Source organism: Microbispora triticiradicis (assembly GCF_005864065.1).
Lineage (GTDB): Bacteria > Actinomycetota > Actinomycetes > Streptosporangiales > Streptosporangiaceae > Microbispora > Microbispora triticiradicis.
In genome coordinates this window covers 70471-83080 of record NZ_VANP01000008.1, presented here as the reverse complement: position 1 = coordinate 83080, position 12610 = coordinate 70471, and the positions used below count along the sequence as shown (strand labels likewise).

Below are 12610 nucleotides of genomic sequence, written 5' to 3'. Positions count from 1 at the left end.
GCGCCGTCGTCGAGTGAGCGCCGTGGTCGGAGTGAGCGCCGTGGTCGAGTAAGCGTCGCCACCCTCGCCGGAAGCCCGGCGAGGTGCGGCTAACGGATCCAGCCGCCCGAGGTGACGAGGTTCAGCACGGACCCGACCGCGCGTTCGACCGTCATGCCGGTGGTGTCGAGGACGAGGTCGGCGTCCTCCGGCTCCTCGTACGGGTCGGAGACGCCGGTGAACTCGGGGATCAGCCCGGCCCGCGCCTTGGCGTACAGGCCCTTGCGGTCGCGCCGCTCGCACTCCTCCAGCGGCGTGGCCACGTGGACCAGCAGGAAGTCGCCGCCGACCTCCGCGACCATCGCCCGCACCTCGTCCCGGGTCGCGGCGTACGGCGCGATGGGCGCGCAGATCGCCAGGCCGCCGTGCCGGGCGACCTCGGCGGCGACGAATCCGATCCGGCGGATGTTCAGGTCGCGGTCCTCCCGCGAGAACGTCAGCCCGGCCGACAGCAGGCGGCGCACGACGTCGCCGTCGAGGTAGGTGACGGTGCGCCCGCCCCGCTCCAGCAGCGCGTCGCGCAGCCCCCGCGCGATCGTCGACTTGCCCGAGCCGGACAGCCCGGTGAAGAACACGACGAGGCCCCGCCGGTGCGGCGGCCCGGGGATCGTGACCGGCGCGGGGCCGGCGTAGTGCTCGGTGGCGCCGTAGTTGCGGGCCACGTGCTCACGGAGTTCGAGGTCGATCTCGGCGTCCTCGCGCGGCGCGAGCGGCACCGCGACCACCATCGCCCCGGGCAGCCGCTCGGCCGCCTTGAGCGCGGCCCGCACCACCGCGGGGCCTGCCTCGCCGAAGACCAGGGGCATCAGGAGCACGGCCGCGTCCAGTTCCTCCGCGGTCGCCGCGACGTCGTCGAGCGCGGCCGAGTCGAGCGGCCCGCGCATGGTCACCGCGAGGACCTCGCCACCGTCCGGCAGGTCCTTGCGCACCTCCTCCGGCGTACGGCGCAGCCGCGAGAACGGGCCGTAGACGGGGGCGTCGAGCGCCTCGACCGGCCCGGCCGCGTGGTGCCCGTCGCGCTCGGTGACGGTCAGCACCGCGACCGCCGCGCCTTCGGGGTCCTTCAGCGTCACCCGGTCGCCGGGCCCGATCTCGTCGGGCAGCGCGATCGTGACCGGGTCGGGCCAGGGGGCGCCGCCGGGCAGCCGCCCGCGCCCGGCCACGCTCTCCACCTCCGCCGCGGTGAGGAAGCCGGTCAGCGGCGCGTACGCCCCGGACAGCAGCAGCTCAAGGTCGGCCAGCTCACGCGCGTCGGGCGTCCACTCGATCATGATTTCCGCTTCGTGGGTCGGTGGGTCGTCGGATGGTCAGGAAACCTTACCCCGGAGTACGGCGGACCGCCCGTGCCCGTTGCCCTGCTCGTTCCCCTGCCCGTTCCCCGCACGTCTTCCCCGCGCCTCGCGATCGATTCCGCGGCGCATTTCCTTCGCGCCGACCTTATTCGCATAACACAACTATATGTGCAAATCAGATCATTGTAGATAAATCTACACATAGTGGCTCTGCTGTGAAAGAGGCTCTTTTAGTGGGACGGAATTCGGTCTAATGTCTGTCGGGCGGAGCGGAAGAAGGAAAAGGAGTGACTGTGGCGAACAAAGGACGCGCGTTCATGTCTGCCGGGATGCTGCGGGCGACGATGCAGCTGGCCCTGGTCAAGAATCCGGTCACCGTCTACCGGAACTTCAGGCGCACCTACAAGACGATTTCCACCGTCCGGCTCGGCCCCTACCCGAAGGCGATCTATTCCCTCGATGCCGGCCGGTCGGCAGTGAGTCACTACTTCTCGGTCATGCGGCAGATCAACGCACTCGACAAGCCCGACGACGACCTGTGCGTCATCCTCTTCCCGGAATTCGCCTTCAACGGGGAGGTGATCGAACACAAGGAGTCGGGCGACGGCACGACCAGCAGCCAGCTCGTCCACTCGGCCGCGAACCCGCACAGCGAGGAAACCGTCCGGGCCATCTTCGACGAAATCCACGCGCAGCTCTCCAAGTTGTCCCCCGGATTCGTCGTGGCGGCGGGCGGAATCGCCGTCGACACCGGTGAGACGCTCCCCAGTGGCAAGAAGAAGGGGATGAACGTGGGGGCCGTGCTGGAATCGCACGAGCAGGCGCGTGTCTACTTCTCCAAGCACAACGAGAGCGGCATCGACGGCTGGGACTCCAATCGGTACGAGGTGCAGCCGGGCAAAGGTCCGATCGCGCGGACCGTCAAGGACCCGTCGGGTGGCCGGTCCGCCACCTTGGGCGCGATCATCTGCCTCGACATGGTCAAGGGCCCCTTCTCGGAGGAATTCCGCGAACTGGACCTGGTGGCCGTGTCATCCGCGGGAACCCCCGACTGGAGGCAGATGTGGATCGAGAATTCCCCGGTCGGTGCGCAGACCGAGATCGCGGTGGCCGACTCCGTGATCGGCGGGCTGATCGGAGGCGGGCTCTACGTCCGGGGCGAGTCGCCGAAACACCCCTACCTCAAGGGACTGCACACGCTCGCGGGCCGGGGGCTGCTCGGCGACATCCTGCTCGCGGCCTACGACTTCTTCCTCGCCGTCAGGCCCGGCGACGCGCTCGGCAGCCGGCCCGACTACGTCATCCGGGGCGAGAAGCGGTATGAGGTCGACGGCATCCTCGTCTGGACCAGCGACCCGCGTGAACTGCCCGAACTGCCGCGAGTGGTGAAGCATCTGGACGAGAACACCGACACATGATCCTCACGAGGGCCGGACATCGGCGGCGACGTCCGGTCCTGGTGTTGTCGATCCCGCGACGGGTGCGGGTCAGATGAGGCGGGCGAAGTGGTTCTGGGGCCGCCGGATCACCATGGTGATCTCGTCCTCGGTGCCGTTGAGCCCGCCCCGCGAGAGCGCGGCCACGGCCCGGCAGGCCAGGGCGACCAGGGTGGGGTGCGGACCCCGCCGGGCCGAACCGCTCACCGCCGAGTAGTCCTCCGCGATCATGAGCCCGCGCATCAGGCAGTACGCCTGGACGCCTTCGCGCGAGGCCAGCGGCTCGTAGACCGCCGGCAGCGGTCCCACGGACCCGGCCGGGGCGAACGCCCGCCACACCGTCCGCCGGAACCAGCCGGGGATCGTCCGGTCGCAGAAGCCGTACGCCGACCTGCGGTCGCGCATCTTGAGCAGCAGCAGCCCGCCGGGGCGCAGCCCGGCGACGAGCCGGTCGAGGACGAGCTCGGCGTGGCGGATGCGTTCGAGCAGGAACGACACGTAGACGACATCGAAGGAGCGCGGCGGGATCGGCACCAGGCGCAGGTCGCCCAGGTAGGACGCCTCCAGGTCGTCGCGGGCGGCGGTGCGCGCCCGCAGGGCCGGGAGGTCCTCGTCCACCCCCGTCATCCTGGGCTCGTACCGTCCGACGTCGAGCACGCCGCCCCGGCCGCACCCGGCGATGAGGATGTCGAGCCGCCGCCCGAGCTGGTCGGTCCACTGTTCGCGGATCCGCTGACTGAACACGTCGTCCTGGTCGGCGGACGACACCCGAACCTCTGTCATGACACCGAGAGTAATGACTCGGCGACTCATCGTTGCGCATTTGCCGTCGTCCGTCGCGGGAGGCGAGGGCTCCGCGGACCGCGAACCCCGGGCGCCCCGAGCGGCCGGACGGAGCGAGCCGGATAAACCGGGGTAGCCTTGGTAGCCGCGGCCCGGTCGAAATCGTCTCGCGGATCGGGCCCGTGTCCGCACGCCGGCTGTCTTTGTCACGGGGCTTTTGAAGGCATCGATGTCTCTTTCCGGACTGCTCGACCTCGTTTCCACCGAACCAAGGCTGGCCGCCGCGCTCGACGCCGCCGGGCAGCCCGCCGATCCGCGCGCCCAACTGGGCGCCGACCTGGTGGCGCCGCCCGCGCTGCGGCCATTCGCCGTGGCCGCGCTGTCCCGCGTACGGCCCGTGCTCGCCATCACGGCGACCGAGCGTGAGGCGGAGGACCTCGCGGCGGCGCTCACGAGCCTGATCGACGAGAGCACGGTGGCCGTCTTCCCCGCCTGGGAGACGCTGCCGCACGAGCGCCTGTCGCCCCGCAGCGACACGGTCGGCCAGCGCCTGGCCGTCCTGCGGCGGCTGGCCCACCCGATCGAGGGCGACCCGGCCGCCGGACCGCTGCGCGTCGTGGTGGCCCCGGTCCGCTCGCTGCTGCAGCCGATCGTGTCCGGCCTCGGCGACCTCGCGCCCGTACGGCTGCACGCGGGCGACGACGCCGACCTGGACGACGTGGTGGTCCGGCTGGTGCAGAACGGCTACCACCGGGTGGACATGGTCGAGAAGCGCGGCGAGGTGGCTGTGCGCGGCGGCCTGCTCGACGTGTTCCCGCCGACCGAGGAGCACCCGCTCCGGCTGGAGTTCTGGGGCGACACGATCGAGGAGATCCGCTGGTTCAAGGTGGCCGACCAGCGCTCCCTGGAGGTCGCGCGCGACGGCCTGTTCGCCGCGCCCTGCCGTGAGCTGCTGCTGACCGACGACGTCCGGCGGCGGGCCCGCGAGCTGGGGGAGGAGCACCCGGCGCTGAAGGACGTGCTGGACCAGCTCGCCGAGGGCGTGCCGGTCGAGGGCATGGAGGCGTTCGCGCCCGTGCTCGCCGGGTCGATGGACCTGCTGCTCGACCACCTGCCGGTGCGGGCGGCCGTGTTCGTCTGCGACCCCGAGCGCATCCGCGGCCGGGCCGTCGAGCTGGTGCGTACGAGCCAGGAGTTCATGGAGGCGTCGTGGATCGCCGCGGCGGCCGGCGGCGAGGCCCCGATCGACCTGGAGGCGGCCTCGTTCCGGACGCTGGAGGAGGTGCGCGACCACGCCCGTGAGCTCGGCCAGCCGTGGTGGAGCATCGCCCCCTTCGGGGAGGGCGTCGAGCTGGAGGCCCAGGACGTCGAGGCGTACCGGGGCGACACGCAGCGCGCGCTCGCCGACATCAAGGGCTGGCTCGGCGCGGGCCGGGCCGTGGTGCTGCTGAGCGAGGGACACGGCCCGGCCGAGCGGATGGTCGAGCTGCTCCGGGGCGTGGACGTGGCGGCGCGGCTGGTGCCGTCCCTCGACGGCCCGCTGCCCGCCGACGTCGTGCAGGTCACCACCGGGCGGATCGACCACGGGTTCATCGCGCCCGGCGTCGCCGTGCTGACCCATCTCGACCTGGTCGGGCAGAAGGCCTCGACCAAGGACATGCGGCGGCTGCCGTCGCGCCGCCGCAACATGGTCGACCCGCTCCAGCTCAAGGTCGGCGACCACGTGGTGCACGAGCAGCACGGCGTGGGCCGCTACATCGAGATGGTGCAGCGCACTATCCAGGGCGCGACCCGGGAGTACCTCGTGATCGAGTACGCCAGGGGCGACCGGCTGTACGTGCCGACCGACCAGCTCGACGAGGTCACCCGTTACGTCGGCGGCGAGGCCCCCACGCTCAACCGGATGGGCGGCGCCGACTGGGCCAAGGCCAAGACCCGGGCCAAGAAGGCGGTCAGGGAGATCGCGGGCGAGCTGATCCGGCTCTACTCGGCCCGGATGGCCTCCCCGGGCCACCCCTTCGGCCCCGACAGTCCGTGGCAGCGGGAGATGGAGGACGCCTTCCCGTACGCCGAGACGAACGACCAGCTCGAAGCGATCGACGAGGTCAAGCGCGACATGGAGCGGGCGGTCCCGATGGACCGCCTGATCTGCGGCGACGTGGGCTACGGCAAGACCGAGATCGCGGTGCGGGCGGCCTTCAAGGCGGTGCAGGACGGCAAGCAGGTCGCCGTGCTCGTGCCGACGACGCTTCTGGTGCAGCAGCACCTGTCGACGTTCGGCGAGCGGTTCGCGAGCTTCCCCGTCACCGTGAAGCCGGTCTCCCGGTTCCAGACCGACGCCGACGTGCGGGAGACGCTCGACGGCCTCCGTACGGGCGGGGTGGACGTCGTGATCGGCACCCACCGGCTGCTGTCGCCGGAGGTCAGGTTCAAGGACCTCGGCCTGATCATCGTGGACGAGGAGCAGCGGTTCGGCGTCGAGCACAAAGAGGCCATGAAGCACATGCGCACGCAGGTGGACGTGCTCGCCATGTCGGCCACGCCGATCCCGCGGACGCTGGAGATGGGCCTTACCGGCATCCGTGAGATGTCGACGATCCTCACTCCGCCGGAGGAGCGGCACCCGATCCTCACCTTCGTCGGGCCGTACGACGAGAAGCAGATCGGCGCGGCGATCCGGCGCGAGCTGATGCGCGACGGCCAGGTGTTCTTCGTCCACAACCGGGTCCGCACGATCGACAAGGTGGCCGCGCGGCTGCACGAGCTGGTGCCGGAGGCGCGCATCGCGGTAGCGCACGGGCAGATGAACGAGAGCCAGCTCGAAAAGATCATGGTGGACTTCTGGGAGCGCAACTTCGACGTGCTCGTGTGCACCACGATCGTGGAATCGGGCCTGGACGTGCCCAACGCCAACACGCTCATCGTGGACCGGGCCGACAACTACGGCCTGTCGCAGCTCCACCAGCTGCGGGGCCGGGTGGGCCGGGGCCGCGAGCGGGGGTACGCCTACTTCCTCTACCCGCCCGAGTCGCCGCTGACCGAGACCGCGCACGAGCGGCTCGCCACGATCGCCCAGCACACCGAGATGGGCGCCGGCATGTACGTCGCGATGAAGGACCTGGAGATCCGCGGCGCCGGCAACATCCTCGGCGCGGAGCAGTCCGGGCACATCGCAGGCGTTGGCTTCGACCTTTATGTCCGGATGATGGCCGAGGCCGTCCAGGAGCAGAAGGCCAAGCTCACGGGGGGCACGCAGACGGAGGAGCGGCCGGACGTCAAGGTCGAGCTGCCGATCAACGCCCACGTGCCGCACGACTACGTCACCTCCGAGCGGCTGCGGCTGGAGGCGTACAAGCGGATCGCGGCCATCGGCTCGGAGGACGACATCGCGGCGGTCCGCGACGAGCTCACCGACCGGTACGGCAGGCCGCCGCAGGAGGTGGACAACCTGCTGGAGGTGGCGCGCTTCCGGATCAACGCGCGCCGGGCCGGGCTGACGGACGTGACGCTGCAGGGTCAGCAGATCAGGTTCGCCCCGGTGGAGCTGAGGGACTCCCAGCAGGTGCGGCTGCAGCGGCTCTATCCCCGGTCCCTGTGGAAGCAGGCCACCGGGATCCTGCTCGTGCCGGTGCCCAAGACCAAGCCGATCGGCGGGCAGCCGCTGCGCGACCTGGACCTGCTGAAATGGTGCGGGGACCTGGTCGAGGCCCTGTTCCTGGAGCCGATGCGGGTACAGTGACCCGCGAAATCGTCAATACCACGCCTGGCCGGTGTCGTTCGGGAGGATTGTCCGTGAAGTCGTATCGAGTGCGCGTCGCCGTGACGCTGGCGGCGGCCGGTATCGCCATGACCGCCTGCGGCGGCCCGGTGCAGGCGGGTTCCGCGGCCATCATCGGCAATGAGCGCATCACCTCCAGCCAGGTGAACGACGAGGTGCGCGCGCTGCGTGCCGACCTCGCCGCGAACAAGATCCCCGAGGAGCAGCTCCAGCTCCCCGCCTCGCTGCCGCAGATGGTGCTGCTCAACATGACCTTCAGCAGGCAGTTCGAGGAGCTCGGCCGGCGCAAGGGCGTCGCCGTGAGCGACCGGGACATCGACGACCTCGCCACGGCCCAGGGCGGCTGGACGCAGTTCGACAAGGTGCTGCTGGCCAACGGCATCCCACGGGACCAGAGCCGTGCCTTCCTCCGCGCCTACATCATCCGGTCGAAGCTGGCCCAGCAGGCCGGGGCGGGCCAGGACCAGGAGAGCCAGGCCGCCGCGGGGCAGAAGGTGCTCCAGGAGGCCGACGCGACGGTCCCGGTGAAGTACAGCCCGCGGTACGGCAAGTACGACCCCCAGCAGGGCTTCGTGGCCGACGACCGCTTCGGCGCCTACACGCCCGTCGCGCCCCCCGCGAACCCCGCGGAGGCGCCGCCGGCCGCCGGCTGAGCGGTGGCCGCTCACCGGTCGTTAGGGTGAGGGCATGTCGTTGATCGTGGTGACCACCTCGCCCCGGGTCGCCCCGGGCCTGCTCGCTCCCGCGGCGTGGCGGGCCCTCACCCGGGGCCGGGTGCTCACCGGCAGTCCGGATCATCCTTGTCTGCCCTATCTCGACGAGGCCGGCGTTCCGGTCGAGGTGGTGACGCCCGACCCGGGGGCGCTCGCCCGCGAGAGCCGTACGGGGACGGTGGTGTGGCTGGCCGCCCAGGACGGCGACGAGGACCTCATGCGCGCCGTCGGCCACGCCGCGATCTCCCTGGACGACCCGCCGGAGATCGAGGTGGTCCCCGGCTCCTACGACCTTCCCGGCGCCCGGGTGCTCGATCTCGTCCAGGTCATGGACCGGCTGCGCCGCGAGTGCCCCTGGGACCGCAAGCAGACCCACGAGTCGCTCGCGCCCTACCTGGTCGAGGAGGCCTACGAGGTACTCGAGACCATCGACCAGGGTGACTACCCCGCCCTCCGGGAGGAACTGGGCGACCTGCTGCTCCAGGTGATGTTCCACTCCCGGGTGGCCCAGGAGCGGACGGCCGAGGGCGGCGGCTTCGACGTCGACGACGTGGCCGCCGGCATCGTGGAGAAACTGGTGCGCCGGCATCCCCACGTCTTCGGTGACGTCCGGGTGACCGGGGCCGGAGAGGTCAGCGACAACTGGGAGACGATCAAGGCCGCCGAGCGCGCCGCCAAGGGCGAGACCGCGTCGGCGCTCAGCGGCGTGCCGATGGGCCAGCCCGCGATCTCCCTGGCCGCCCAGCTGCTCCGCCGGGCCGGCCGGGCCGGAGCGCCCGCCTCGCTCGCCGACGGCCTCACCGCGGGCGCCGGGGCCCGCCTGTTCACGCTCGTACGGAAGGTCCAGGAGGACGGGCTCGACCCCGAGGCCGAGCTCAGGGCGGCGGCCAGGGAGTACCGGCGGCGCGTCGAGCAGTGGGAGGCCGGCGAAGGGCAGGACGGGGAGCCGCGGGACACGCCGTGAACCCGAGCCCCTCCGCGATGCGGGGTGGTGGAGACCGATAGGCTCTGGTCGCAAACCGCCCGTCTTTTTGCTAGGAGCGTTCGTGGCTGCCATCGAGGCCGTTACCGCCCGCGAGATCCTCGATTCCCGTGGGAACCCCACGGTCGAGGTCGAGGTACTGCTGGACGACTACAGCACCGGCCGCGCCGCCGTTCCGAGCGGCGCCTCCACCGGCCAGTTCGAGGCCGTCGAGCTGCGTGACGGGGACAAGAGCCGCTATCTCGGCAAGGGTGTCGAGAAGGCCGTCCTCGGCGTCACCGACGAGATCGCCGACGAGATCATCGGCTTCGACGCCGAGGAGCAGCGTCTGATCGACCAGACGATGATCGACCTCGACGGCACGCCGAACAAGGCCCGCCTCGGGGCGAACGCGCTCCTCGGCATCTCGCTGGCCGTCGCCAAGGCCGCCGCCGACAGCGCCGACCTGCCCCTGTTCAGGTACATCGGCGGCCCGAACGCGCACATCCTGCCCGTGCCGATGATGAACATCCTGAACGGCGGCGCGCACGCCGACACCAACGTGGACATCCAGGAGTTCATGATCGCGCCGATCGGGGCCGAGACGTTCTCCGAGGCGCTGCGCATGGGCGCCGAGACCTACCACACGCTCAAGGGCGTGCTGAAGGAGAAGGGCTACGCCACCGGCCTCGGCGACGAGGGCGGCTTCGCGCCGAACCTGCCGTCGAACCGCGACGCGCTCGACCTGATCCTGGTGGCGATCGAGAAGGCCGGATACACCCCGGGCCAGGACATCGCGCTCGCGCTCGACGTGGCGGCGAGCGAGTTCCACAACGACGGCGTCTACACGATCGACGGCAAGGGCGTGTCGTCCGCCGAGCTGATCTCCTTCTACGAGGACCTGGTCCGCTCCTACCCGCTGGTCTCCATCGAGGACCCGCTGAACGAGGAGGACTGGGAGGGCTGGAAGGCCATCACCACGTCCCTCGGCGCGAAGGTCCAGCTCGTGGGTGACGACCTGTTCGTGACCAACCCCGAGCGGCTCGGCCGCGGCATCGGCGAGGGCGCGGCCAACGCCCTGCTGGTGAAGGTGAACCAGATCGGCACGCTGTCGGAGACCCTCGACGCGGTCGACCTCGCCCACCGCAGCGGCTACCGCTGCATGATGAGCCACCGCTCCGGCGAGACCGAGGACACCACGATCGCCGATCTCGCCGTGGCCACCAACTGCGGTCAGATCAAGACCGGCGCCCCGGCCCGCTCCGACCGCGTGGCGAAGTACAACCAGCTCCTGCGCATCGAGGAGCTGCTCGACGACGCGGCGCGGTACGCCGGTCGCTCCGCCTTCCCGCGCTTCAAGGGATAACGGCGGCGTGACGGGGTAGCCTGCGGCGAACGCGGGCGGCCCGGCCCGGCATCGTACGGACGGGCGGCGCGGCACCCCGCCGCGCCGCACCCGGCGTGACCGGGCCTGTGCGAGCACCGACCGGGAGGGGTGGTTTCGGTGGCGGCGACGCGGCCGCAGCTCACCGGGCGCGCGGCGATCCTCGCGGTCGTCGTGTGCGCCATCGCCATGAGCCTGGCCTACCCCGCCCGGGAGTACGTCGCCCAGCGCCGGCAGATCGCCCAGCTGGAGGCGCAGCAGGCGAACGCGCTGAGCAAGCTCCAGAAGCTGGAGGAGCGGCGCCGCCGGCTGGAGGACCCGGAGTACATCAAGCGCCTGGCCAAGGAACGGCTCTTCTACTGCGAGCCGGGGGCCGACTGCTACCAGGTGCTCGACGAGGAGGCGGCCGGCTCCACCGCCGCGAAGGCCGGGAGCAGGCAGCCGGAGCGGCCCGCGTGGTACGTCACGCTCTGGCGGTCCTTCGAGGCGGCGGACAGAGGGTCTGACAGGGGACGGCCCGCCGCACCGGCGGCGCGGCCGAGTCCCGCGACGTCCGCGGGGCGGCAGCAGAGCCCGGCTCCGTCGGTGGGATGAGACCGCGGACGGCGTCCGGACCGGCGCGCGGGCACCGCGGCCGGAGCACGGTGCCGGAGCACCGCGGCGAAGCACCGTGGCGGGCATCGGGGCGGGCATCGGGGCAGGCATGGTGAAGGGCGAGGAGATCGACGTGGCGGACCAGGTGGACCAGGCGGACCTGGCGGCGGCGCGGGCGCAGCTCGGGCGTCCCCCGCGCGGGGTGCGGGCCGTCGCGCACCGGTGCCCCTGCGGGCTGCCCGACGTGCTGGAGACCGCGCCGCGGCTGCCCGACGGCACGCCGTTCCCGACCCTGTTCTACCTGACCTGTCCCAAGGCGGCCTCGGCCATCGGCACGCTGGAGTCGTCCGGGCTGATGAAGCGGATGCAGGCCCGGCTGGCCGAGGACCCCGAACTGGCCGAGGCGTACCGGGCGGCCCACGAGGACTACCTCGACCGCCGCGACCGGGCGGCCGGCGAGGAGGGCATGGAGCCGCTGCCCCGCGACATGCAGAGCGCGGGCGGGATGCCCGGCCGGGTCAAGTGCCTGCACGCGCTGGTCGCGCACGAACTGGCCGCGCCCGGCGTCAACCCCTTCGGCCGGGAGGCCCTGGACGCGCTGCCGCGGTGGTGGGCCGACGGACCCTGCGTGACGGACGAGGAGACGCACACCGACGGGGGGACCCGGGTATGAGGCGGGTTGCGGCGATCGACTGCGGGACCAACTCGGTCCGGCTCCTCATCGCGGACATCTCCGGTGACGACCTCACGGACGTCGAGCGCCGGATGGAGATCGTCAGGCTCGGCCAGGACGTCGACAGGACGGGACGGCTCGCGCCCGAGGCGCTGGAGCGCACGTTCACCGCCATGCGCGGGTACGCCAAGCTGATCAGGGAGCACGCCGCGGGCGAGGCGGTGCCGGTCCGAGTGGTCGCGACTTCGGCGACCCGGGACGCCGCCAACCGGGCCGACTTCACGGCCGGCGTGCGGGAGATCTTCGGTGTGGAGCCCGAGGTGGTCTCCGGCGACGAGGAGGCCAGGCTGTCCTTCACCGGCGCGACCCGGGGCCTTGCCGGCGCCGCCGCCGAGACGCCGTACCTGGTGGTCGACATCGGCGGCGGCAGCACCGAGTTCGTCGTCGGCTCCCGGAGCGTCGAGGGCGCGCTGTCCGTGGACATCGGGTGCGTACGGCTCACGGAGCGGCACCTTCGGGCCGATCCTCCGGCGGACGGGGAGGTGACGGCCGCCGTCGCCGACATCGAGGCGGCCATGGACCGGGTGGAGGAGCACGTCCCCGTCCGTACGGCGCGGACGCTGGTCGGCCTGGCCGGTTCGGTCACCACGGTCGCCGGGATCGCGCTGGACCTGCCCGCCTACGACCCCGAGCGCATCCACCACTCGCGGATCCCCGCCGAGCGGGTCCACGAGGTGTCCGCACGCCTGCTGCGCATGACCCACGACGAGCGGGCGGCCGTACCGGTCATGCATCCGGGCCGGGTGGACGTGATCGGGGCGGGCGCGCTGATCCTCGACCGGATCGTCCGCCGGTATGGCTTCGCCGAGGTCGTGGTCAGCGAGCACGACATCCTCGACGGGATCGCCTGGTCGCTCGCCTGACCGGCATGTGTGCCGCGCATGCCTGACCGGCGTG

Annotated in this window: 10 protein-coding genes; 8 read left to right on the top strand and 2 right to left on the bottom strand. The window is 71.6% G+C overall.

The features are described 5' to 3' along the window. Positions 1–89: 89 nt before the first annotated feature. Entirely contained in the window at positions 90–1313 is a 1224-nt protein-coding gene (gene cysC / locus FED44_RS21225; protein WP_341868636.1) for an adenylyl-sulfate kinase, read from the bottom strand. A gap of 311 nt (positions 1314–1624) precedes the next feature. Here cysC and FED44_RS21220 point away from each other — a divergent pair, with 311 nt between their 5' ends. Next, positions 1625–2749 (top strand): carbon-nitrogen hydrolase family protein, encoded by a 1125-nt coding sequence (locus FED44_RS21220; protein ID WP_138461800.1) that lies wholly within the window; start codon positions 1625–1627, stop codon positions 2747–2749. 69 nt (positions 2750–2818) lie between these two features. On the opposite strand, the gene FED44_RS21215 is transcribed toward FED44_RS21220, so the two are convergent. Next, the gene (locus FED44_RS21215) at positions 2819–3550 is read right to left on the bottom strand and encodes a methyltransferase domain-containing protein (protein WP_165900950.1); all 732 of its coding nucleotides are present in this window, start codon (positions 3548–3550) and stop codon (positions 2819–2821) included. A 229-nt stretch (positions 3551–3779) separates the two neighbouring features. Between FED44_RS21215 and mfd the strand changes: the two genes are divergently transcribed. From mfd to FED44_RS21180, 7 genes are all read left to right on the top strand, one after another. Further along, positions 3780–7289 carry a transcription-repair coupling factor gene (mfd, locus tag FED44_RS21210; RefSeq protein ID WP_117410522.1) on the top strand — a complete coding sequence of 1170 codons (3510 nt, stop codon included), beginning with the start codon at positions 3780–3782 and terminating at the stop codon, positions 7287–7289. A 53-nt stretch (positions 7290–7342) separates the two neighbouring features. Further along, positions 7343–7981, top strand: a complete 639-nt coding sequence (locus tag FED44_RS21205) for a SurA N-terminal domain-containing protein (RefSeq protein WP_133306213.1) — start codon at positions 7343–7345, stop codon at positions 7979–7981. 34 nt (positions 7982–8015) lie between these two features. Further along, entirely contained in the window at positions 8016–9005 is a 990-nt protein-coding gene (locus FED44_RS21200) for a nucleoside triphosphate pyrophosphohydrolase (RefSeq protein WP_138461799.1), read from the top strand. Positions 9006–9087: 82 nt separating this feature from the next. Next, positions 9088–10368 carry a phosphopyruvate hydratase gene (gene eno / locus FED44_RS21195; RefSeq protein WP_117410519.1) on the top strand — a complete coding sequence of 427 codons (1281 nt, stop codon included), beginning with the start codon at positions 9088–9090 and terminating at the stop codon, positions 10366–10368. A gap of 138 nt (positions 10369–10506) precedes the next feature. After that, positions 10507–10980: an FtsB family cell division protein gene (locus FED44_RS21190; protein WP_244302121.1), complete on the top strand. Its 474-nt coding sequence runs from the start codon at positions 10507–10509 to the stop codon at positions 10978–10980. 109 nt (positions 10981–11089) lie between these two features. Continuing rightward, positions 11090–11653 carry a DUF501 domain-containing protein gene (locus FED44_RS21185; protein ID WP_138461947.1) on the top strand — a complete coding sequence of 188 codons (564 nt, stop codon included), beginning with the start codon at positions 11090–11092 and terminating at the stop codon, positions 11651–11653. Further along, entirely contained in the window at positions 11650–12576 is a 927-nt protein-coding gene (locus FED44_RS21180) for a Ppx/GppA phosphatase family protein (RefSeq protein ID WP_138461798.1), read from the top strand. The genes FED44_RS21185 and FED44_RS21180 overlap by 4 nt, the downstream gene beginning before the upstream one ends. Positions 12577–12610 lie beyond the last annotated feature (34 nt).

Excerpts from the sequence above, each read along its gene's own strand:
- FED44_RS21215 (WP_165900950.1), bottom strand. The coding sequence starts at position 3,550 with ATGACAGAGGTTCGGGTGTCGTCCGCCGACCAGGACGACGTGTTCAGT.
- FED44_RS21180 (WP_138461798.1), top strand. The coding sequence starts at position 11,650 with ATGAGGCGGGTTGCGGCGATCGACTGCGGGACCAACTCGGTCCGGCTC.
- FED44_RS21200 (WP_138461799.1), top strand. The coding sequence starts at position 8,016 with ATGTCGTTGATCGTGGTGACCACCTCGCCCCGGGTCGCCCCGGGCCTG.
- mfd (WP_117410522.1), top strand. The coding sequence starts at position 3,780 with ATGTCTCTTTCCGGACTGCTCGACCTCGTTTCCACCGAACCAAGGCTG.
- FED44_RS21185 (WP_138461947.1), top strand. The coding sequence starts at position 11,090 with ATGGTGAAGGGCGAGGAGATCGACGTGGCGGACCAGGTGGACCAGGCG.